Raw genomic sequence first — 23,747 nt, forward strand, 5'->3', positions numbered from 1 at the left:
TAATACAAAAAGACATCGAAGAAAATCGAAAAATTTCCCCAATGTACACTTCCTCTACAAATACAAAAAATCCTCAACGATTCCCATGACCTGCATGGTTTTTGCGAGGATTTAACGCAAATATAGGCAATTTTTGATCAACTTTGCGCCTGTAACCCTTTGAAATCAATTACCATGAAGCATCTCTGGGCCCTTGTTTTGCTTGTGCTTATGCTCGCCTGCAGTTCGGATACGACCAACCGCAATCCTTATTTGCAAGAGGTTCGGTTTCGGTTTGAAATCAACCTGAACCTACCGCTTTACAACGACTTGAACAACATTGGAAATCCCGTATATGTGGGCAACAATGGCGTGGGAACACGAGGAGCTTTTGTTATCAAGGCCAGCTTAAATACCTTCTATGCTTTTGAGGCCAGTTGCCCCAACCACACGCCCAATGAATGTTCTACCATGACCATAGATGGACAGAACGTGGTCTGCGGCTGCGAAGGATACACCTACAGCCTTTTTACGGGACAACAATTGGACCGACCCAATGATGGCAACCGCTACTATGACCTGTTGTTTTACAATGCGGCCCAAAATGGCAACACCGTGGTCATTTCCAATTGATCTAACACTATGGTTAAAAAAGAGGTCCTGCACCTAACTTGCAGAACCTCTTGTCTTACAGTCTTACATTAAAAATTGATAGTCGCACCCACTAGGAAATTGATGCCTGCCTGCGGATAGTAACCCGCCCCTTCAACAGTGGTAACCGTTCCGGGATTGGAAAAATCATCATTAAAAGTGAAAAAATAGCCATTGGACACGATATCCGCGTCAAAAATATTGTTGACCAATCCAGAAAGCTCAATACTCTTCACAAACGAATTCATGTTGATGGTGTACTGGAGATTGAAATCGGTTTGGGTATAGCTATCCAAGACCGAATTCTCGGAATCGATATTGCCCATGTACTGTTTTCCCACAAATTTTGACAATAATGATACTTGAAGATTCGCATTGGGTTGATAGGAAAGAATATTCCCTGCAATCAAACGCGGTGAGTAGGCAATACGGGTATTTCCCAAATTTTGAAGCTCCCCGTCACGTTCAAAAAAGAAATCGATATTGCGATTATCACTCAAGGCAATATTCGGCCTCCATTGAAAGGTTCTGGATAAGCGAACGTTGGCATCGATTTCCAGGCCTAACCTATAGCTGTCACCCACGTTGGACCGCAGCGGAGCGCCAACATCGTTCAATTCACCCGTTAGCACCAACTGGTCTTTATAGCGCATGTAGTACACGTTGGTGTTCAACTGAAAACTTGGGGAAACATACCTCCACCCCAACTCAAAATCGTTCAGCTTTTCGGGCTTTGGACTTCCATTTTCATAATCGTTGCGGTTAGGCTCCCGATTGGCCCTGGCATACGAAAAATAGAAGTTGTTGTTTCTGTTCAAATCAAAAGTGATACCCGCTTTGGGGTTAAAAAAATTGAAGGTGTCATCCACCAGTCCGGTATCCTCACCATTCGCCTGATAGGTAACCCCTCGATACTGCAGGTCGCCAAACAAGGACCATTTATCCGTTAATCTATAATTGGCCTTGGTGTAGATGTTGAAATCCGTTTTGGTGGAGTTGTCATCATAATACCTATCGCGTATCTCGCTATTGCTGGCAAACTCGGCCCAGATAATTTCCCCAAAATGGTCGCCTTTGTATTCGTTGTAGCCACCTCCCATGATGAGTTCCAAGTTTTCGTTGTTGTAAGTGGCCGAAAAAATGGTTCCATAAAAATCATTGTCCAACCATCGACGACGAATCAAATCTGTGGTTTCCACCAGTTCTCCGTTCACCGTAAGGGGCTCCAAACCATAAGTGGCAAAATCATCGTCCTCTTGGTATTGCTCAAAGAAGCCACGTCCCCGTGTATAATGAACCGCCAAATGGGTGTTCCAAGCAGCGTTCCAGGTTTCGTACCAGTGCAACTGAAAATGGTCTTGTTTGTAATTGTCCACTTCATTCTCATAATACTGGATATTGCCATCGTCATCCGTGTACTCACCTGCTGAATTATACGTACGGTCGTTCACCAACTGATCGGCGGTAATTCCGTTCCAAGCTTGATAGGTGATTTCGTGCCCTCCAAAGAGCAAGGCCTTTACCAAAGTATTGTCATCATTGTAAACTCCTTGCAAAAAATAGCCGTCCAATTCGGAGGATGCCCTGTCCACATAGCCATCTGAGGTTATCCGTGACAATCGGCCTGAAAACTCCACATGATCATTCATTAGCCCCGTACTGAATTTCACATTGCTTCGTAAGGTATTGAAGCTTCCAACGGAGGAGGAGATACGGGCATACGCTTCTTCGGAAAAAGCATCGGTCAGCATGTTCAAACTCGCACCGAAGGCTCCGGCCCCATTGGTAGAGGTTCCCACACCTCGCTGCAATTGCAAACTTTCGGTGGACGATGCAAAATCGGGCATGTTTACCCAAAATGTCCCTTGGGATTCGGCATCATTGTAAGGGATACCGTTAATGGTTACGTTTACCCGGGTAGCATCGCTACCACGAACACGGATACTGGTATATCCTATCCCCGCCCCGGCATCGGAGGTAGTGACCACGGCTGGCATAAAATTCATGAGGATGGGAATATCCTGCCCGAGGTTTCGTGGTGCAATTTCTACCTTATCCAAGTCGGAAAAGGTGATGGGAAATTCCTTGGTCGCCCGTACACCTTGAACAAGTACCTCATCGAGCACTACTTTTTCACCTTCGAGGCTATCAATGGGCTCCTCTTGGGCACTCATGGTGCCACTTAGGCCAATCAAAGCCAAGGCAATAGTGAACTTTTTGAAATGGTTCCGTTTGTTGTTCCGCCGTTGTTGCGAAGAGCCCGAAATGGCCCTTTTCTGAATAATTGAATAAAATTTCATTCGTAAAAATGTTACGAATAAAAGGGGTCATTATTCTGTGTTAGTAATTGATTTTTGTTTCTTGAAGAAACATAGAAATTCCAAGATGCGGCTTGCGCATTCCCTTGGCGGCATTACCCGCCCAGGTTCATTGGGTATAATCTCAGCCTTTTGGTAAAAGCACCCCTTTGAGATGCCGCAAATGTAAGATGTTGGTTTTGGTTTTCAAAGAAAAGAGAGCAAAAAGAAAGGCTGCCGAAGCAGCCTTTCATACTTGCCAATAAATGGTCACAAGGAAAAAAGACCACGGTACAGATTGGCAGAAATGGATAATACATGGATAGTGTTTACATAGCATCATCCTGCTTCATTATGTTTTCGTCCTTTTTTCTGTCTTTTAAATGTTTTATCAAAATGTACAAAGCCAAGCCCAAGGAGAATAGATTTAAAAACAGTATTATTTTATAAAACATATAGCCCTTGCATTCATTGATTGGTCTATCAAAAGAAAGCCGTACGTATTGCACGGCCTTCTTACCAAATCAACCAACCTAGTTGAGACAACCCCTAAGGATTATCGTATTTAATCATGTCATCGAAAAGAATCCCGACTGTACTTTATAAGACACAACTTTTACCGGTGGGTCACTTTTGGTCAAAAAAAAATCCGCTTTTTGTTCAAAAAGCGGATCAATTATCTTGTTGAAAACCTTTAGGCTTGATGCGAAGGCTTTAAAAGATCATTTACGGTTTTAACAGGGTTAAAGGTCACCAAGGGCACCTCCACAAATATGGTGTTCCAGAAAGCCATGGCTCCGTTCCATAGTCCCGGTAGCTCAAGTGCTTTCAATTCTTTTCCTTCCTTGGTTTTTCCAGTGATGAAACCTTGTTTGGGATCCACATATTTCAACAGGTCGAATTTTTCGCCTTTGTGGTTCCGCACCCCACAGACCAAATCGACAGGGTTAAAGTGGGTCGAGTTTTTAAGAATGGCCACTTGCGCATCATCTTCCATATCTATTTGCGCCGATTCAATGATCTGAAGGGATACATTTCCGTCGGCATCCTTGATCCAAAAGGGTCCTCCACCGGGTTCGCCTTCATTTTTTACCATGCCACAGATTCGGATGGGACGATTGAGTTTGTTCTTGATTTCGGCCTTTTGCTCCTCCACGCCAAGGTCGTCATAGTTGCTTGGCATGCGTACATTGAGGTCTTTCTCCAAGAAAGCCTTGATCTCGTCCGCCTTTTCAACAGAAATATCTCCCTCTTCCATTGACTTAGCGTAGGCAAACGCCTTATCCTGAACTTTTTTGAGGACCCCTGCCAACATTTTTTTGCTATTGGCCACTGCTTCCAAATTCTTATCGATGACCACGTTGTCAATATTTTTGATGAAGATGATATCCGCATCCTGATCGTTAAGGTTTTCGATAAGTGCCCCATGGCCACCTGGCCGGAACAGAATGGAACCATCGTTGTTTTTAAAAGGCTGGTTGTCCATATCTACCGCAATGGTGTCTGTGGAAGGCTTTTGATTGGAGTAAGAAATTTGAAAACGGGTATCCGTTTTCTTGGAAATCTTTGGGCTCACCACGACCTCCTCTTTGGCGAACATTTCATCATGCTGTTCCGAAACGGTAAAGTGCAGATTGGCAACACCCTTGGTTTTGGCGTAAAGTGCCGCTTCCTTTAAATGTTCCTCGAATGGTGTGGCAGCCCCTGAATCGTATTTATGGAACGGCAAGAGTCCCTTGGGATAAAATCCATAATCAAGCCCACTTTCCTGTAGCATTTCCTTCACAAAAAGATAGGCCTGCTCATCCTTGTTGGATGCTTTGCCTTCAATTCGCGCCATGATCACATCATAAAATGGAAAGTCAGAAAGATTATCCGTAAACTTTTGGGCATCGGTATCGCCGGTACGTTTTATGTATTCGGAAAGTTTTTCTTTTGATGGGTCGTAGCTATCCAAAAAATTGAACATGGCTTTGAACATCCGGGATGCGGCTCCCGATGCTGGCACAAACTTCAACAGCTCCAAAGCGCCCCTGTTATCCTCAAAATATTGAATGAGATCCAGCCGCTCTTTTTCGGAGAAGCGCAATATGCCGTTGCCCACCACCGCGGCCTGCGATAAGTTTACAAAGGGAATGCCTTCTTTAAATGTTTCTATTTGGTTCGCTACTTTTTCTTTGGAAATTCCTTTGGAATCGAGTTGTTCCAAGTCTTTAGGACTTAATTCGATCATGTTTTTGGAGAAGTTTATCTATGTGTTTAACTGCTGTGGAAAGCCTTGACGCTTTATCCCCCCTTAAATTAATGAATTTCCTGTTATTTTTCTCCAAAGCTTCCTTGAAATGTAGAAACATTCGTTCTCTTTCATCGGGCTTGTCCCGCAAATCGTCCGCCACCCAAGGTGTATCGATATAGGTCAAAAAATAGAGGTCGTAGCTGTTCTGCAGTGCATATTTTTCTATGAGTGGGTCGCAGGTGCTATCGTAATAGGCCTCTGAGTACACTTTGGTCTCCAAAAGATCGGTATCGCATATTAGTACCCTGTTCGCTTTCTGTGCCAACTTGTTCTCCAACTGCATTTGGCCATAGGCAATGGGCAGCAGATCTTGGGGCTCGCAGGTCTTTTGTTCTCGATCCCATTTATCTTGAAGGTATTCCCGTGCGTATTCCGGCACCCATTCCGTATGGTAATGTTCGGCCAGTTGTTTGGAGAGTGTGGTCTTTCCTGTGGATTCAGGTCCAAAAAGGACTACTTTGATGAGGTTTGAAGGCTGTTGCCCAAGTTTTTCTTCCATGCTAGATATCCCTGTACAGCTAAAACGGTAAAGATGAGGTATTGCAAAGAGAACATTCCCCATCCCCGGTATGCATACAAAGGTACGGTTATTAAGTCACCCAAAATCCAAAGGGTCCAGTTTTCCAGTTTTTTGTTGGCCATGTACCACATAGCGGTAAAGAAAATACCAGATGTGAAGATATCCACATAGTTGGTAGGGCCAATTTCGGCACCAAAGGCCCTGTAAACCCCATAGGTTACCAACATGGTGAGTAGAAAAAATCCGAACCCGATCCATTTCTCCTTGGTGTTCGTTCGGGTAATTTGCACCACTGGGTTTCTATCATCCTTTCTTCTGGCCCAGTTCCACCAACCGTAAATACTCATGATGGAATAGTAAAAATTCATCATCATATCGCCATATAAACTGTCCACCAAAAAAATGTAGGTCGTGATCACCGTGGCCACGAGTCCCGTAGGGTACACTAAAATATCTTCCCGTTTGGCATACACCACACTGGCAATACCGAAGAAGAAGGCCGTAGCCTCCAAAATGATCAGGGATAGCTCCCTACCTTGGTATGGGCCAAGGAAAAAATCAAAAATGGGGTTCATAGTCGCTACGGTCGGATTTTACCACTTTCATTGTAAGCACCACATGGTCCAAGTTTTCAAAGCTTTCCTTAATCTCGGAATTCAATAATTCCATCACCTTGTCATAATCGCCAAATACTTGAGTGCTCAGCGGGTTTTCCAAAACCGTAAGTCCCGAAGCGCGAAGTTTTTTGATAAACTGAATGATGGGGGTTTCAAAATCGTCCTGCAACGGGGAAAGGGTAAGTTCAACAGATATGTTCATGGCCAATAGGTTTCGCGACAAAACTACAAAAAGGAATTATCCTCCCATCATTTTAAGTGCATAAACACAGGTGAAGCCCTCGAACTCCAGAAATTCGATTTCGTAGTGCGATTTTTTGCCCTTGTACATAATTTCCGCCACCGTTCGGGTGTCCTCGAAGGAGAAATCAATCACATTGATGTGCCTTAAAAAACTAAGGCCCTGTTGTGCATAGATTTTGTAAAGCGATTCCTTGGCACCCCAAACAATGGTCAGTTTTCGCATCAAGGCTTCCGAATTGGCCAAGGTCTTATATTCTTGGATTGGAGTGAACTTATGGGCAATCTTTAGAATTTTGTCCCGCTGCTTCTCAATATCGATACCCACCTCATCCGTTTCGCTTACGATGATTCCTGTAAAATGGTGGGAATGGGTGATCGAAATGTACTTTCCATCCTTTAAGTGTGGCTTTCCAAAATCGTCATAATATAAATCGCTGTCCACATAACCCGCCTCGGCCAAAAGGTGGCGAATGCTCAAAAATGCCCTGCGATGGGCCTCGGATTTCATACCGTCCATCCGATTTTGACAATGCGCCGTAAGCTCCACATCTTTAGCCAGTTCAGCTTCTGGCTCGCTCACTTTCCAAATATAGACCTTGGTGGTGGGTGAAACTGTTATTGTTTTATAAATGGGCATGAGCAAAAGTTATGCGAATTCGTATCTTTGTGCCAAAATATAAGCGAAGCTACAAAAGTAAAATTAGATAAAGTATGAGCACAAAGACAATTCCATACGTACCATATAAGGTAAAGGACATCTCTCTTGCGGATTGGGGAAGGAAAGAAATTGAGCTTGCCGAGGCCGAAATGCCAGGGCTAATGGCCCTGCGCGAAGAGTACGGTAGCGAACAACCGCTAAAAGGCGCTAGAATTGCCGGTTGTTTGCACATGACCATTCAAACGGCAGTACTCATTGAAACCCTGGTGGCCCTAGGCGCGGAGGTAACTTGGAGCTCCTGCAACATTTTTTCCACCCAAGACCACGCTGCTGCGGCCATTGCTGCTGCAGGTATCCCCGTGTATGCTTGGAAGGGGATGAACGAGGAGGAATTTGACTGGTGCATTGAACAAACGTTGTTCTTTGGTGAGGACAGAAAGCCCTTGAATATGATCTTGGACGATGGTGGGGATCTTACCAATATGGTTCTGGACCAATATCCTGAATTGGCCGCTGGCATCAAAGGTCTTTCGGAAGAGACCACCACAGGAGTTCACCGTTTGTACGAACGTATGAAAAAGGGAACACTTCCCATGCCCGCCATCAACGTGAACGATTCCGTAACCAAATCCAAATTCGACAATAAGTATGGGTGTCGTGAAAGTGCCGTGGATGCTATCCGAAGGGCTACCGATACCATGTTGGCCGGAAAGCGTGTCGTGGTTGCAGGTTATGGTGATGTGGGTAAAGGAACTGCCGCCTCTTTCCGTGGAGCGGGCGCCATTGTCACCGTTACCGAAATTGACCCCATCTGTGCACTACAAGCTTGTATGGACGGTTTTGAAGTGAAGAAATTGGAAACTGTGGTTCCCAATACGGATATCGTTATTACAAGTACGGGAAACAAGGACATTATCCGCGAAGAGCATTTTAGGGCCATGAAGGACAAAGCCATTGTTTGTAACATTGGGCATTTTGACAATGAAATCGATATGGCTTGGTTGAACGGTGCCTACGGAGATACCAAAGATGAAATTAAACCACAGGTAGATAAATACACTATCGACGGAAAGGACGTGATCGTACTGGCGGAAGGTAGATTGGTGAACCTAGGTTGCGCCACGGGCCACCCAAGTTTTGTGATGAGCAACAGTTTTACCAACCAGACCTTGGCTCAAATTGAACTTTGGAAGCACAGCGATAAATATGCCAATGAGGTGTATATGCTACCCAAACATTTGGACGAAAAAGTGGCCAAATTGCACCTAGCTCGTTTGGGAGCTGAATTGACAGAGCTCAATAAAGAACAAGCAGATTACATTGGTGTGGAAGTAGAAGGGCCGTTTAAGCCAGAATACTATCGATACTAATCAAGATTTGATATAAAACAAAAAACCCATGGCCAAAACCATGGGTTTTTTATTGCTATTCTACTTTTATTAATCGGCCAATAAGGTCTCGCCATAATAGCAAGTCTTACTTTCATTTAGCAGAGCCAATCCTTCTTCCCTAGTGCTCATTGGGTCAATTTTTACCTTCTCCCCGTTTGGCATATACACAATATAGAAACCTTCTTCAAACGAAGATAGTTTGATGATTTCCCCATTGGGACGAACGGCGTTCCAGGATTTTTCATCTGGCTTGTACACCAAATCAATTTTCTTTCCTTTTTTAGGTCCTTCCACAACGGTCACCTGAATCCTGTTTTTGGTGGCGACCATCTCAAAGGTATTGCCATCATGCTCCACCATTTGGATTTCGGATTCCCCATCCTTCATGGCTATAGGGTTGGAGCCGGACCAGAACTCTATTACGTTGAATATTAAGGCATCCCCAAGAAAGAACAATCCATACACAGGAACAATGTTCAATCCCCAAAAAATCAAGTTGTCCAAGAACTTGCTATCGGTCAGTCCTTGGTTCCAATCCTTCAGGTTGTTGAATGCCCTAAAAGAGCCCAAACAGCTAGTGAATAGTATGGAACAGGCCAATAATGAAGAAATAATTGCTTTTTTCATAATATAAGTTTTATAGTTAATGGTAGTTAAGGTACAAAAGATTTTGATGGAAAGTCTTCCCGCTTAATTAGCGCCCCGATTTCTTGACAGCTGCCATTCCATATCCATACATCGGATCGGGATTGTTACCTTTATGCATTCAAAAAGGCAAAGTGATGGACAATACGTGGTACCATATTGAAAATATAGAAACTGTGGATTCCCCTTCCATAGCATTGTACAAGGAGCACTTAGAATACAACATCGGTAAGATGGTTTCTTTGGTGGATGGTCAAACCGACAGGTTGATGCCTCATATCAAGACCAATAAAATGCCCAAAGTGATGCAGCTGATGTTGAAATCCGGAATTCAAAGATTTAAGGCCTCTACCATTGCCGAAGCAGAGATTGCCGCCGAGGCCGGTGCCGCCACCGTGCTGATTGCCCATCAATTGGTTGGGCCCAAAGTGGACCGTTTATTGGAGATGATACCGCATTACCCCAATACGGAGTTTTCCGCCCTTCTGGACAATGTGGACAGCGCCGAGGAACTCAATCAAAAAGCTGAGGAAAAGGGACTGAAGGTCCAAATTTATATCGACATCAACAACGGCATGAACCGTTCGGGTATTGAAATAGGCCCTCGACTGGATGAACTGATTGCCTATTTAAAAATCTGTAAATCCTTAGTCTTGAGTGGACTTCATGCCTACGATGGGCATTTACGGGACTCCGATTTTGAGTTACGCAACCAACAGATAGAAAAAGGGGTACAGGATGTGGAAACCTATTTTGATGCGCTCCGAATAGATTATCCCAAAGCCCAGCTTATCTGTGGGGGAACGCCCTCGTTTACCTCACATCTACTTCAGGAAAAACGGATTACCAGCCCGGGCACCTGTGTGTTGTGGGATTGGGGATATGGCGAGAAACTAAAAGAACAGGACTTTAAGCATGCTGCGCTTTTGATTACCCGAATCATTTCAAAACCCACAGAGGGCATCATCACAGTAGATCTTGGTCATAAATCGGTCGCAGCTGAAAACCCGATTGATAAGCGAGTCAAATTCGTGAACCTTGATGGCTACGAACTGCTTTCACAAAGTGAGGAACATGGGGTTATTAAAGTAAAGGAGTGGGACAACTACAAAGTGGGCGATGTCCTCTATGGCATTCCCTATCATATTTGCCCCACTATCAATCTCCATGATGAAGTTTCCGTAATTGAAAACGGGGAAAAAGTGGATACTTGGCAAATTACCGCCCGCAAACGAAAACTTACATTTTAGACCCGTAGTGCATTTTGTTCTTTTAACTTGAAAACCGTCAATTCGAGTGAAATTTTGAAAATTTTATATCCAGAATACGGTTTTCTAGGGAAAATCCCGTTCTCGATACTCGTTTTCTCCACTGAGCTCCAAAAACAAACTCGAACTGACGAATTTTTCAACCAAAATGCACACAAGAACTATTTCAGGTCGAGCGCTTTGTTCAAATCGTAAAAATAAAAGTTCTTTTCGTCGTTCATAGCGACAAAAAGCCCGTTCGAAAAGGTATCGTTCAATGAAACCGTTACCACATCGCAACCATCGGTTTCCAAAGTGGATAGATTGACGGCTTTGATGAAACTATTGTCCTTTCTGGAAAAAATATTGAACTGCCCCCGTTGCTGGTCGGAAACGATGATATATCCCTCCCCGTTTGGATACCGGGCGATGGCAATGCCCTCGATATCCTCCAAGAACAGCTCGCCGCCAAAGCAAGCCAACTCCTCATCGCCCATACTCGGTTCTGCATAGTACTTTTTGATGCACTCGCCTTCGTCGGAATAATATACAAAGCCCATCTCGTGATCTACAGCAATGGCCTCGATTTCCTTTCCGCCCGTAAAGCTTCCGAACTTACGTACCAAATTAGCAGTAACCCCAATACTATCTGCTTCTAACTTATATTGATAGAGATAGGAACCGCTTGGACCTATTTTTCTACCAACAATGGCATACAGGGAAGAGTCCTTCGGCGATTTGTAGAGGCTGATACCCATGGCCAAACGCTGCTCAATATTGGCTTCATCTTCAAAAACGGGAAAGCCCCCACCATCCAATGGCTTCATATCCGGAACAGAAAACAGTCTGATCTGTTGCTTTTCTCTTTCGGTAAAGGCAATTACATCTACCGCAACGGAATCGTTCAACTGGAAACCGTAGGCCAAATCCACATTATTGGGGCGTTCTATGTTTTTGATGGATTTTTCCTGAATAATCTTTCCATCCAAATCAAAGGCATATATTCCTCCGTTCGTCTCTTTATCGGTTCCAAAGACAATGCTTTTGGAGACATCATCGGGATTCACCCAAATGGCGGGGTCATCGGTGTCGTTCGGGGTTTTTTCGGTAATCACATCGGGCGCTATGGCTGGCAGTTTACTTCCTTGTTGACAGGAAACCATGGCTAAAATGGCAAATAGTGGAATGTATGTTTTTCTCATAGTTATGGTTAAGATAAAAATACCAGTTCCAAGAACCTACCAAAAGGCAGGTTCTCGTTGTGGCACCGTATATAAAATATACTACCTGATTTTATTTTTTGAACAAATCGTACTTCAAACCAAAGGTCAATCGAAGTCCGTAGTACTCCGCTTGTTGCGTACGTTCGCTTACGCCTTGGAAAAAGCGTAGGGGTTGGTTAGTGATGTTGTTCAAATCGGCATAGATCCTGAGCTTGTTATTGATGGCAAAACTAGAATTGAAATCCAAGAAAAACTGCTGATCATAATACCTGTCTTCAAAGGCGTTTCCTCCACTTTCATCCACGTAGGAGTCTGAAAAGTTCGCAGACAAACGGGCACTGAATCGCTTACCGGCGTAACCCAAGGAAGCATTGAACATATTGGGTGCGGTATTGGGCAAGTCCAAGTCGGTTCGCTCATCCCCATCCTCGTTTCGTATGCCATCGGCACTGGAAGTAAGATATGTATAGTTCAAGTAGATGTTGAAGTTTCTAGCGAAGCCCGGTAGAAAGTCGAGTTGCCGCTGGAAGGCAAATTCCATCCCAAAAATAGTGGCATTGTCCCCGTTCAATGGCTGGAATACATCAAAACCTTCTGTATCTGGGCCAAAGGAGTTGTCCGGAGCTTCAGAAATGAAGGTATAAATAAAATCGTCGATATTTTTATAAAATAAACCTCCCGAGATTACCCCAATACTTTCAAAATAATGCTCTGCCATCAAATCAAAGTTCATGGAAGTGGTCGGGTCCAAAGCTGCGTTACCCAATATAATCTCGTCATCAGCATTGATAATTTCCGCTCTTGGAATCAAGTCTTCATAGTTGGGTCTGGCCAAGGTATTGGTCCACGCAAAACGTAAAATAGTGTTGGTACTAAAATCATATTTAAAATGTACACTGGGCAAAATGTTGGTGTATGAGTTATCGGCACTGACTTCTTGGGAGACGATGTCATCTTCCGTAAATGTTACGCTAAAACCATCGGATTCCAATTGGGTGTGTTCCAAACGAACCCCTGCCAATACGCTCAACTTATCCGAAAGTTTTTGATTGGCCATCATGTATCCTGCATATACGTTTTCTGAAATATCGAAGTTTCCGGGAAGAAATTCCTCGATGATGGATTCTCCGTTGTCCGCGTTCAGATTGAGACCGCCGAGCCATGCAGGGTCTGCGTAGAATCCTGCTGCATATTGGCCTCCGGCCAAATAATCCGGGTCGGTAAAATCCCGATTTGGAACTGCATCCAGCGTAGGGAAGGTGTCTTCCAAATCATACTCAAAAAAATCATTGTTCCTATTCTTGTTCTTAAAGCGTCCCCTTGCCCCAAATTTTACGGTCCCATCTCCTTTTCCAAAAAGGTCCGCAGGAATTTCAACATTGACAAAAATATTGAGGTCATCTTCCTCCGTATATTGGGTTTCGTTGGTAATCTCATCAAACTCAAAAGCCGATAGATTGTTGGCGTCTCCTGGGTTTGCAGCGGTCATGATGGGGAACTCTGGGTCGCTATTGTCATTGATTACGGTGTATTCGGTAGCAAACTGCGCATAGCGCTCGTCCAATCGCTCTTCGGATGCCTTGGCGTACGATGTCAACCAATCTACTTTTACGTTGCCCCAAAGGTGGTTTCCCCCAAGGGTATAGTTTTGCATACGCTGGTCTTCCAAACGGGCATTTTGGTTTCGGTTATTGTCTATTCCCCCCTTGGTTTCTCGGGCTATCTCTGCCGGAAAACGGGTCGGGATACCGTTGGTGATGGTAAAATCATCAGGGCCAATATCCTCCGCATCCAAAATCTCTTGGGCCAAGACATAACGGTTCTCCCTATCATCCCTCCAGTTGTACATGGTTTTAAGGTAGATGGAGTTATTGGCATCGAACTGATAATCAAAATTGGCAGAAAAACTACGACGTACGCGTTGCACTAAATAGGTCCGTTGCTCGGCCACATTGGTGTATGGATTTACATCCAATTCTTCTTCCTCTCCTTCTGCATTGGTAAATGCGAATTCATCCGTCCATTCTGCCTCGATATTATCGGAACCAAAATCGTTATCCTGAATCACAGCACCCAACATCCATCCAAATTTTCCGTCCTTGGTACGATCCCCTACTAGGAACGAAGCATTTAAGTTTCTTTTATCTGTTATGAAATTTATCCCGGAGCCCAAGGTTGCCGAAAGTCGAAACCCTTGCGGGGCTGTTCGGGTAACCAAATTCACGGAACCTCCCAAGGCATCGCCATCCATGTCGGGGGTTACGGCCTTGTTCACCTCTATGGTCTGGATCATATCCGATGGAATCAGGTCCATTTGAATGTTACGATTATCAGCTTCGGCAGATGGAATACGACTGCCGTTCAAGGTCACGGAGTTGAGTTGTGGCGAAAGACCCCTCACAATCACATTACGCGCCTCCCCTTGGTCCACTTGCATGGTGATACCCGGTATACGTTTTACCGCATCACCGATATTGGCATCGGGAAATTTTCCTATCTGGTCGGTGGAAACCACGTTGGTAATGTTCAAATTGGTTCGTTGCGTGTTCAGCGCCTTGGCTTGGCCGCTCAAACCTTGTGCAGCGACTTCCACTTCGTCCAATTGATAATTGGTAGGCATCAATTCTACCACCACACTGGCTGTTTCTCCAGAGGCAACCGATACTTCTTGATCTACATTTCCATATCCTATGTAGGTAATCTGAAGTGTATAGGTTCCTTCTGGTACACCCACCAAAGTAAACCTTCCATCAAAATCGGAAATGGTTCCTTTGTTCAGCGTTTCGATAAAGATGTTGGCACCAGAGACGTAAATTCCGTTTTCATCGGAAATGGTACCCTGAATATTTCCTGTTTGGGCTTGTGCTGTGGCAAAGCCAAAGACTAAGAACAGCGTTACAAACAGGTAATTTTTGATATGCATTAGTTTCATTTCAATTTGCGTTTTGGTTTTCTCAAAACTATGTATATCAATTCGTTATGGTTTGAAATAAAGGGAAACAAAAAGGAAACAAAAGGGAAAATGCACAGAAACAAGAGGGCAACAATTACAGTTATTTTACATTGGCATAACCTTTTCCATAAAACAGGGAGGAAATGGTGCTAAAGATCGATCATAAAGTTTACCAATTCTTCTTTTTGATCTATGGGCAGTTTTTTGCGAAGTCGATGGCGGGCCACACGGACACTATCTGGGGTTACCCGTAAAATGGATGCAATTTCCTTGGAGGAAAGATTCAACCGCAACAGCATGCCCAAGCGGAGTTCGGCGGGCGAAAGGGAGTTTTGGGACAATGAAGATAATTTCTTGACGAATTCGGGATGGATTTCCTTAAAAAAGCTCATAAACTCATCCCACTCCTGTTCCTGTTTTAGATTGAAGTCGATTTCCTTGACCAACTCCTTGATTTTGCTCGAGGTGTCCATGTGCTTGCGTGAAGCTATGTTTCTTAAGGTGTTGGACATATCCAGTAAGATTTTGTTTTTCTGGGAAAGGTGCAGGCTGTATCGGGACAAGGAGGCTGCCTTAAGCTGTACCTCGTGTTGGAGGTTTTTTTCTTCGATGGCCTTTTTGTCCAGTTCCGCCTTTAGCATGCGTTGTTTGTATTCCTGAATCTTGAGCTTGGCCTTTCGCTTTCTGCCCATGTAGTAGTACATAATAACGAAGATGACCGCAATTGAAAAGAGGGCTACCCAAAGTAAATTCTGATGGGCCTCGCTCACCTTGTTCTGCTCTTTGAGCAGCTCAATCTCTGCTTCCTTTTTGTTGGTTTCGTAAATGGTCTGGAGCACGTTCAGCTGATCGCTGTTCTGGGACGTGAGCATATCGCTGTTGTATTGCTCGGCCAGCAGCAGATGGGCATGTGCCTGTTCAAAATTACCCATGAGCGCATAGGTTTTGGAGAGGTCCTTGTGCGCACTTTCCATTTGATGAAGGTCGTTGATTTGGATGGCAAGTTCCAGTGCCAAGGTGGTTTTTTCCAAGGCGGACGGATACTCCCCTCTTTTCCGAAAAACATCGCCTAGATTGTTCAATACATTCGCCTCGGCTTCGGTTCCGGTCCCTTTGAGATGGCCATAAGCCCTGTTGAAATAATCATAGGCAAGATCAAATTGTTCAAGGTCTTCATAAATGCTTCCGATATTTTCGTTGGTCAGTGCCGTGCCCAAATCATCACGAAGCTCTTTGAAAAGCGCCAAGCTCCTTCTTTGATCTTCCAAGGCTTCCTCGTATTCCGATTGCTTTTCGTGGCTTGCCCCCAAAAGTCCCAAAGATGTGGCCAGACCTTTTTTGTCGCCTAGTTGCTCGCATGCTGTTTTGGTCTCCTCAAAATACTGTTCAGCAAGTTCAAAATTGATTAGGGAAAGGTAAACTTTGCCAATGTTGTTGTTGAGTTCCGCATACAACATATCATCGGGATGATGAACCAGTTGTTCAAGGGCAAAATTATATTGTGCCAATGCTTCTGTATACAGACCAAGGGTATGATAATATGCTCCAAGTTCTAGATGTCCAACGGCAATCTGTAGCGGTGATTCAGGGTGCTGCTTGGCCGTTTCCAACTGCTTCTGAAGTATATGATAGGCTTCTCCAGCCAGTCCCAAATCCAAATAATCATCTGCTTGTTGGCCATACAGTGAAATTGGCAACATACAGACTGTCAAAAAAAACAATACAAACCCGAAAATCTTTTTCATGATGCGTACTTGGACAAGCAAACAATGAAATTCGTTTTTCAGGCTAACCCTAACATCACCGTTAGGTTATAAAACCATTAAAATTTCTCAAATAAAAAAGCCCCGCATTTGCGGGGCCCTTGTATCAATTCTGTTGTGATTGATTATGCTTGGAAAGGCTCGATGGATACAAATGATTTTCCACCAGCTTTTTTCTCAAACTTCACAACACCATCTACCTTGGCATGCAAGGTATGGTCTTTTCCTGCGTATACATTTTCGCCAGGGTTGTGCTTGGTACCACGTTGTCTTACAATGATGTTACCGGCAACAGCTGCCTGACCACCAAAAATCTTAACACCCAAGCGTTTCGATTCTGATTCTCTACCGTTTTTTGAACTACCTACACCTTTCTTGTGAGCCATGATATATAAATTTTAGTTCTTGTCTTATTTGCTTAACGCTTCGATCAACTCGGCTTTCTTCATAGAAGAGTACCCGCTGATTTCTTTGGCTTTTGCCATTTCCTTCAATTCAGCAACCGTTTTGGAACCTAAATCCTCAGTCGCCTTTGGAGCTTCTTTCTTTGGGGCTTCCGCTTTTTTCTCTGCTTTTGGTTCAGCAGCTGGTTTTGCTTCAGCTTTTGCTTTGGCAGCTTTCTTAGCGCCTTTCGCTACAATGCTTTCCACAACGATTTCGGTCAAATACTGTCTGTGACCGTTTTTCTTTTGGTAACCCTTACGTCTTTTCTTTTTAAAGACGATTACCTTATCTCCCTTAAGGTGCTTTACTACTTTGGCTTCAACAGCCGCACCTTCTATGACCGGGGCGCCAATGGTTACGTTACCACCATCTTCCAAAAGAAGGACCTTGTCAAAAGTGACCTTGCCACCTTCTTCCTCTTGCAAACGATGAACGTACACTTTTTGGTCTTTTGCAACTTTAAACTGCTGCCCTGCCATCTCTACAATTGCGTACATAATGCGTTAATTAGATTAAAAATTCTTTCGCTTTGTCAAAATTAGCGGGTGCAAATATACTGCTAAATCCTTAATCTACAAGTATTCTATTTGATTTAACCCATTATTTTTTTGGAGTTGTTGCTGGTTTTGAACAATTGCATAAAGGAAAGCGTTAAAACCAAAGTTGTGGCAAACCCCATGATGGCCACCGTAAAAAAGACGATGCCCTCGAAGTTCTTATAATCACTGGACCAAGCGGTGGAAAGTTCCCCTAAAAAGGCACTGTCCAGCTCCGTGGCATAAAATGCAAAGAAAATGGTGAACAGCAAGGTGGCCACAAACCCTGTTGTGATACCTGCCGTAAACCCGCTCCCATACGTAAAGTTTTTACCTTTCCGCAGTTTGGTGTATTTAATGGTCTCATAAATCCCAAAACCCGTAATCACCCCATTGAACAGACTAAAAAAGACGTTCGTGTGCTTGCCCATTAACGCCAAAATCAAAAAATAGGCAATGAGCACCGCACTGGTGACAATTCCGAAACGGATTGGAAGGGTAATGTTTTTCATAGTATTGTTTTTGGATTCATGTATTAATTTACTGAATGTTTGCCAATTATGCTAAATTTTAAATCTAAAGACTTTTATAAAACTTCTGCCCACCCACAAAATATTTTATATTTTGCGTAACATCGAGCAAGAAATCGATACCAACCCCGTAGCAACATCAATTTTTAAATACTGACTATTACAATGAAAAAACATTTGTTTTCTGCATGGCTCATGCTCTTTGGAGCGACCACGCTTTCTGCACAGGAAGTCGTTTTTGAAGAGTATGACCTGGACAATGGGCTTCACGTTATCCTACATCAGGACAATGGCGCCCCAGTAGTGACCACATCGGTAATGTACCATGTGGGATCCAAGGACGAGGATCCCAACAAAACAGGTTTTGCCCACTTTTTTGAACATTTATTGTTCGAGGGTACCAAAAACATCGAACGTGGTGAATGGGACCAAATCGTAGCTTCCAACGGGGGCAGGCACAACGCCAATACCTTTTTGGACCGCACCTATTATTATGAGGTGTTCCCATCCAACAGTTTGGAGGTAGGCCTTTGGCTGGAATCGGAGCGATTGCTGCATCCCATTATAGGCCAAGTGGGGGTCGATACCCAAAAAGAAGTGGTACAGGAAGAAAGAAGGCTCAGAACGGACAATGCTCCTTACGGTGCCTTTTTTGAGCAAATCCTGAAAAATCTCTACACCGAACATCCATACCGTTGGGGCGTTATCGGGTCGTTGGACCATTTGGCCAGCGCCACTTTGGATGATTTCAAGAAATTCAACAAAACCTATTACGTGCCCAACAATGCCGTTTTGGTGGTAGCTGGTGATTTTGATACCGAAAAGACCAAAAAAATGATTCAAGATTACTTTGGCCCTATCCCTAGAGGCGCCGAAATTCAGCGACCCAACGTAAAGGAAGAGCCCATCACCACCACAAAATTTGCCAAGTATTACGACCCCAATATCCAAATCCCAGCCATCTTATTGGCTTACCGGACTCCTGGGCAAGGTCAGCGCGATGCCTATGTAATCAACATGATCTCTACCTATTTGAGTGACGGGGAAAGCTCCAAACTTTACAAGAAACTGGTGGACGAGAAAAAAATGGCATTACAAATACTATCGGTACCTGTGGATGCGGAAGATTACAGCTCTTACATTGTTGGAGGACTTCCCGTGGGAGACAATTCCATCCAGGACATCAAAAAGGAAATCGATGAGGAAATCCTAAAGCTTCAGATGGAGCTCATTTCTGAAAAGGATTACCAAAAACTCCAGAACAAGTTCGAAAACCAATTTGTAAATGCCAACAGCAGTGTTGAGGGCATTGCCAATTCCTTGGCCGAAAACTACATGCTCAAGGACGACACCAACCTCATCAACACGGAAATCGACATTTACCGCTCCATTACCCGAGAGGAAATCATGGAAGTGGCCAAAAAATATTTGAAGGTGAACCAACGCTTGGAGTTGGAATATTTACCAGAACAAAAAGACGCTAATTAAGATGAAAAAGTATTTAGTTTTGACCGTGCTGTCGCTTTTCATGACAGCATCGTACGCACAAATAGACCGAAGCACACAGCCCAAACCAGGCCCAGCTCCCAAAATCAACCTGAAAGATCCTGCCCGTTTTGAATTGAAGAACGGCCTGAAAGTACTGGTGGTGGAAAACCATAAATTGCCAAGGGTGCGTGTACAGCTCTCGATTGACAACCCTCCCATTATGGAAGGGGACAAAGCAGGTCTTTCCGCACTCACGGCGAGCATGATGGGAAAAGGATCCAAAAACATCCCAAAAGATGAATTCTACGAAGAAGTGGATTTTTTGGGCGCAACAGTGTTTATAGGTGACCAAAGTGCCTTTGCCAGCTCCTTGTCCAAATATTTTCCAAGAATTTTGGAACTGATGGCAGATGCTGCCCTTAACCCGAACTTTCTTCCCGAAGAGTTTGATAAGGAAAAGGAAAAAATCATCACAGCGATCAAATCCGAAGAAAAAGACGTTTCCGCGGTGGCAGACCGAGTGCAATTGGCCCTTGCCTACGGAAAAAATCATCCTTTTGGTGAATTTATGACAGAGGAAACGGTGAACAATGTTACCCTAGCGGATGTTGAGCAATTTTATCGTTCCTATTTTGTGCCCGCCAATGCCTATTTGGTGGTCATCGGGGATGTGGAATTCGAAAACGTAAAAGAATTGGTGACCAAGGCGTTCACTCCTTGGTCGAAAGCGGCTCCGCCTTCCTTCACCTATTCCGACCCCAAAGATGTGCAGTACACGCAGATCAACTTTGTGGATATGCCCAATGCCGTACAGTCCGAAGTGGCCGTGCAGAACATCACCGATCTGAAAATGAAGGACGAAGATTATCTGGATGCCTTGTTGGCCAACCGAATCTTGGGCGGCGGCGGACAGGCCCGATTGTTCAAAAACCTACGTGAGGACAAAGGATACACATACGGTTCGTACTCTGGCATCAGGGCGAACAAATACAGCCCTATGCGATTTAATGCCTATGCACAGGTAAGGAATGCGGTGACCGACAGTTCCGTAGTTGAAATTTTAAAGGAAATCGACAAAATTACTACCGAACCCGTATCCGATGAAGAGCTGGCCAATGCCAAGGCAAAATACGCCGGAAGCTTCGTTATGGCACTTGAAAAGCCCGAAACAGTGGCGGAATATGCCCTGAACATCGAAACAGAGGACCTTCCAAAGGATTTTTACGAGACCTATTTGGAACGATTGGACGCTATTACCAAAGAGGATGTGCTCCAAGCTGCCCAAAAGCATTTCTCCACTACAAACGCCAGAGTGGTGGTCACTGGAAAAGGAAGCGATGTATTGGAAAATTTGGAAAAAGTGACCTTTAAGGGCAAAGACGTTCCCGTGTTGTATTTTGATAAATATGCAAACAAGACAGAAAAGCCCGATTACAATGCTGCAGTTCCCGAAGGAATGGATGCGAAAACAGTACTCGAAAACTACATCCAAGCGATTGGAGGCAAAGCCAAGCTTGAAGGGGTAGAATCGTATTCCATGGTGGCCGAAGCAGAGATGCAGGGCATGAAACTGGAACTGGAGATGAAGAAAACAGCTCAGGACCAATTCATGCAAAATGTGAAAGTGCAGGGAAATTCCATGCAAAAACAAGTGTTGGATGGCGATAGTGGTTATATGGTAGTGCAGGGCCAACGCAAGGACCTTTCCCCAGAAGAGATTTCCAAGATCAAGGAAGAATCAGCCGCGTTCCCCGAACTTAACTATTTGGCCGCAGGTGATGTTTCCTTGGAAGGGATAGAGCCCGTGGGCGATAAAAAAGCATACAAATTAAAGATTAGTGACAACAAAACGGCTTTTTATGACGTAGAGACCGGGCTTAAAGTTCAAGAAATCAACACTCAAGAGATGCAAGGCCAACAAATGACCAGCACTCTAGGCTATGGTGATTACCAAGAAGTTTCCGGCATCAAGTTCCCGTTTAAGTTGATGCAAAGCATGGGGCCCCAAAACTTTGAGTTTCTTGTGAAGGAAATCAAAGTAAATGAGGGGGTAGATGCCTCGGATTTTAAATAAAAAACAGTCCCTTACAAAAAAAGGCGCTCCAGTGGAGCGCCTTTTTAGTTTTGGGAAAGGACTAAAAACTATATTGAATAAAGGCAGAAAGATTTCTTCCCGGGTCGTTGATCGGTACTCTGCCAAAATCCGCTTGGTTTACAAATGAAAAATTCAAGTGGTTGTTATAGGTTGTATCAAAAACGTTGGATGCAGCTACCCCAACGGTTAGGTGTTCAAAAGGTTTTGCACCAAAGCGAAGGTCCAACACCCCGTATCCATCCGTGACCTGCTCCCCGAAGGAAAGCGCAATGTTCGATTGTTCCGAAGTGAGGGTGTAGGTGGCTTTGGCCCATATGGTTTCCTTTTCAAAATCGAGATTAAAGCGGGTCACCAAAGGTGGCGTTAAGGGCAAAGATTCGTTCAGATCTTGGTTTTTGGCATACACATAAGCCAATTCTGTTTTAAAACTAAAATCCTGCAAAAAAGCCAACTCGGCAAACAGTTCAAATCCCGTTTTATAGGCACTTTCCAAATTGGTGAATCTTTTTACCGCTGTTGGTTCCGCCATGGGCATATATTTTTTGTCCAATTCGGGGTCGATAACTGCCACGATGTAGTTTCCGTAATCCGAATAATAAACGGAAGCCCCAAAATCCAATCGATTCAGCGCATAGCCCTCAAAATCGGTATTGCCCTTTACGCCCAATTCAAACTGATTGTTCACCTCGGCATCCAAGAAAGGGTTGCCCACATATTCGAAAGGGTCTTGCCCCACGGTAAAATGGTTGATGAAACGCTCAATCATGTTGGCGGAACGCACTCCTCTTCCAAAGGCCAATTCAAACAGTAAATGCGATGAAGCCATATACTTTACCGAAGCCGTAGTGCTGATATTGTGTTCGGTGCGGGTGTCCAAGTTAGGGTATTCGGCTACAAAATCATCCGAAGGGGAATCGGTTCGGGAACGGACCATATCATACCTGGCCCCAACATTCAACAACAGTTTTTGACTCAAGGGATACTTGCCCTCCACAAACGCTCCATAATCCTCAATTTGGGAATCCTGCCAAACCTCATCCACAAATTCCATGGGCATGGGTAGCGGGTTCCCTGTCATCATGTTCATTTTTACCAAGCGGGTCCTGTTCCCTGTTCTTCCGACCGAAAAGGCATCAATCCCAGTGTACAATTTAACATCCTCAGCGGGTCTCCATTCCAACTCCATCCTTCCACCCACTGTGGTCGCATCCACTTCGGACACTGCCTCGGTCATCATAAAGCTCGGACGCAACTCGTTGGTCATCACGTGGTCGACCCTGGAACGGTACACCTTGGCGCTCAGCGTCCGCAAACCATCAGAAATATTATCCAATTTATAATCCAAAGAGAGTACGTTGGAATCGTCGATTTCGGTATCCATGGGTAATCCTGCGTGCAATACATCCCTTCCGAACGACTGCCGGAATCCTAATTGGATCCTTTGGTTGTCGGTTGGGTTGTATCCGACCTGAACTCCGTAATCCGTGCTTTTGAAAGAAGATGGTATTTCGTTGCCGTCACCATCCACATAGTTGCCAAAATCACGTAGCCCAAAATTAAGGTTGGCATCGAACTGCTCACCCACATATTTAACATTGGCAAAACTGGTTATGGCGTTACCGTTGTTCTCACCCCCAAAGTTTACCTTGCCATGGTACCCTTTTTCCTGTTTCTCCACTTCTTGCGTGACCAGATTCACGATACCTCCAAAGGTGGGGCCATACCTAAAGGTATAGGGGCCCTTTACCACTTCCACACGTTCAATCTCTTCCGGTATTACATGGGTGGTTATAGGGTCCATTCGGTTGGGGCAAGCGTGCATCACCTTGGTTCCACCATTGAACTGCACGTTCAACTGCTCATATTGGGTCGCCCTAAAGGAAGGGTCCATGGCATAATTGCCCCGTTTGATAAGGTTGAAGCCATTAATGTCCTTAAAAAGGTCGGCCACATTTTTGGATTGGACTATCTTTTTTTCCTGTTCGCTCTTAAAGGCCGAAAAAACGGGGTCTGACTTTCTTTTTCCTTGTACCAATACTTCGTCCAGTTGTACCGGTTTTCTTTCGAGGGAATCCTGAGTGTTGGACTGTTGCGCATAGGACACAGCTGTCCCGAAAAGCAAAACACTAAGTTTTGCCATTGTACTTGTATTCATTTTGATTTTGATTTAA

The 23,747-nt window shown here is 44.3% G+C and carries 19 protein-coding genes and 1 riboswitch; of the genes, 5 read left to right on the forward strand and 14 right to left on the reverse strand.

What is annotated here, in order from left to right:
• Positions 1-174 precede the first annotated feature (174 nt).
• Positions 175-612, forward strand: coding sequence for a hypothetical protein (locus tag GGE08_RS00660; protein WP_179382994.1), 438 nt, complete (start codon positions 175-177; stop codon positions 610-612).
• A gap of 68 nt (positions 613-680) precedes the next feature.
• On the opposite strand, the gene GGE08_RS00665 is transcribed toward GGE08_RS00660, so the two are convergent.
• From GGE08_RS00665 to GGE08_RS00690, 6 genes are all read right to left on the reverse strand, one after another.
• Positions 681-2,930, reverse strand: a complete 2,250-nt coding sequence (locus tag GGE08_RS00665) for a TonB-dependent receptor (RefSeq protein WP_179382995.1) — start codon at positions 2,928-2,930, stop codon at positions 681-683.
• A gap of 83 nt (positions 2,931-3,013) precedes the next feature.
• Positions 3,014-3,107, reverse strand: a riboswitch (TPP riboswitch).
• A gap of 514 nt (positions 3,108-3,621) precedes the next feature.
• Positions 3,622-5,160, reverse strand: a complete 1,539-nt coding sequence (locus GGE08_RS00670; RefSeq protein ID WP_179382996.1) for a DUF4301 family protein — start codon at positions 5,158-5,160, stop codon at positions 3,622-3,624.
• The gene (locus GGE08_RS00675; RefSeq protein ID WP_179382997.1) at positions 5,141-5,722 is read right to left on the reverse strand and encodes an AAA family ATPase; all 582 of its coding nucleotides are present in this window, start codon (positions 5,720-5,722) and stop codon (positions 5,141-5,143) included. Before GGE08_RS00675 ends, GGE08_RS00670 begins: the two co-directional genes overlap by 20 nt.
• Positions 5,677-6,318 (reverse strand): nicotinamide riboside transporter PnuC, encoded by a 642-nt coding sequence (gene pnuC / locus GGE08_RS00680; RefSeq protein WP_179382998.1) that lies wholly within the window; start codon positions 6,316-6,318, stop codon positions 5,677-5,679. Before pnuC ends, GGE08_RS00675 begins: the two co-directional genes overlap by 46 nt.
• Complete coding sequence (locus GGE08_RS00685; protein ID WP_179382999.1) at positions 6,302-6,562, reverse strand: YkoF family thiamine/hydroxymethylpyrimidine-binding protein; 261 nt, start codon at positions 6,560-6,562, stop codon at positions 6,302-6,304. The genes pnuC and GGE08_RS00685 overlap by 17 nt, the downstream gene beginning before the upstream one ends.
• 36 nt (positions 6,563-6,598) lie before the next feature.
• Positions 6,599-7,240, reverse strand: a complete 642-nt coding sequence (locus GGE08_RS00690) for a 4'-phosphopantetheinyl transferase family protein (RefSeq protein WP_179383000.1) — start codon at positions 7,238-7,240, stop codon at positions 6,599-6,601.
• 74 nt (positions 7,241-7,314) lie between these two features.
• On the opposite strand from GGE08_RS00690, the gene ahcY reads away from it, so the two are divergent.
• Positions 7,315-8,631, forward strand: a complete 1,317-nt coding sequence (gene ahcY, locus GGE08_RS00695) for an adenosylhomocysteinase (protein ID WP_179383001.1) — start codon at positions 7,315-7,317, stop codon at positions 8,629-8,631.
• A gap of 69 nt (positions 8,632-8,700) precedes the next feature.
• On the opposite strand, the gene GGE08_RS00700 is transcribed toward ahcY, so the two are convergent.
• A complete protein-coding gene (locus GGE08_RS00700) occupies positions 8,701-9,279 on the reverse strand; it encodes a DUF3332 domain-containing protein (protein WP_179383002.1) in 579 nt (192 codons plus the stop codon).
• 155 nt (positions 9,280-9,434) lie between these two features.
• On the opposite strand from GGE08_RS00700, the gene GGE08_RS00705 reads away from it, so the two are divergent.
• Positions 9,435-10,547, forward strand: coding sequence for a D-TA family PLP-dependent enzyme (locus GGE08_RS00705; RefSeq protein ID WP_179383003.1), 1,113 nt, complete (start codon positions 9,435-9,437; stop codon positions 10,545-10,547).
• 179 nt (positions 10,548-10,726) lie between these two features.
• Here GGE08_RS00705 and GGE08_RS00710 read toward each other — a convergent pair whose 3' ends face one another.
• The 6 genes from GGE08_RS00710 to GGE08_RS00735 form a co-directional block, all read right to left on the reverse strand.
• A complete protein-coding gene (locus GGE08_RS00710) occupies positions 10,727-11,746 on the reverse strand; it encodes a phytase (protein ID WP_179383004.1) in 1,020 nt (339 codons plus the stop codon).
• Between the two features lie 91 nt (positions 11,747-11,837).
• The gene (locus GGE08_RS00715) at positions 11,838-14,699 is read right to left on the reverse strand and encodes a TonB-dependent receptor (RefSeq protein WP_409553420.1); all 2,862 of its coding nucleotides are present in this window, start codon (positions 14,697-14,699) and stop codon (positions 11,838-11,840) included.
• A gap of 170 nt (positions 14,700-14,869) precedes the next feature.
• Positions 14,870-16,465, reverse strand: a complete 1,596-nt coding sequence (locus tag GGE08_RS00720; RefSeq protein ID WP_179383005.1) for a tetratricopeptide repeat protein — start codon at positions 16,463-16,465, stop codon at positions 14,870-14,872.
• Between the two features lie 143 nt (positions 16,466-16,608).
• The gene (gene rpmA / locus GGE08_RS00725; protein WP_127142388.1) at positions 16,609-16,869 is read right to left on the reverse strand and encodes a 50S ribosomal protein L27; all 261 of its coding nucleotides are present in this window, start codon (positions 16,867-16,869) and stop codon (positions 16,609-16,611) included.
• Positions 16,870-16,893: 24 nt separating this feature from the next.
• The gene (rplU, locus tag GGE08_RS00730) at positions 16,894-17,424 is read right to left on the reverse strand and encodes a 50S ribosomal protein L21 (protein WP_179383006.1); all 531 of its coding nucleotides are present in this window, start codon (positions 17,422-17,424) and stop codon (positions 16,894-16,896) included.
• 95 nt (positions 17,425-17,519) lie between these two features.
• Positions 17,520-17,975, reverse strand: a complete 456-nt coding sequence (locus GGE08_RS00735; RefSeq protein ID WP_179383007.1) for a DUF4199 domain-containing protein — start codon at positions 17,973-17,975, stop codon at positions 17,520-17,522.
• 183 nt (positions 17,976-18,158) lie between these two features.
• Here GGE08_RS00735 and GGE08_RS00740 point away from each other — a divergent pair, with 183 nt between their 5' ends.
• Both GGE08_RS00740 and GGE08_RS00745 read left to right on the forward strand, forming a co-directional pair.
• Positions 18,159-19,481, forward strand: a complete 1,323-nt coding sequence (locus GGE08_RS00740; RefSeq protein ID WP_179383008.1) for a M16 family metallopeptidase — start codon at positions 18,159-18,161, stop codon at positions 19,479-19,481.
• Position 19,482: 1 nt separating this feature from the next.
• A complete protein-coding gene (locus tag GGE08_RS00745; protein ID WP_179383009.1) occupies positions 19,483-21,555 on the forward strand; it encodes a pitrilysin family protein in 2,073 nt (690 codons plus the stop codon).
• Positions 21,556-21,616: 61 nt separating this feature from the next.
• On the opposite strand, the gene GGE08_RS00750 is transcribed toward GGE08_RS00745, so the two are convergent.
• Positions 21,617-23,731, reverse strand: coding sequence for a TonB-dependent receptor domain-containing protein (locus GGE08_RS00750; protein ID WP_257023925.1), 2,115 nt, complete (start codon positions 23,729-23,731; stop codon positions 21,617-21,619).
• Positions 23,732-23,747 lie beyond the last annotated feature (16 nt).

The sequence above is a fragment of the Allomuricauda sp. ARW1Y1 genome (assembly GCF_013407935.1).
Taxonomy (GTDB): Bacteria; Bacteroidota; Bacteroidia; order Flavobacteriales; family Flavobacteriaceae; genus Flagellimonas.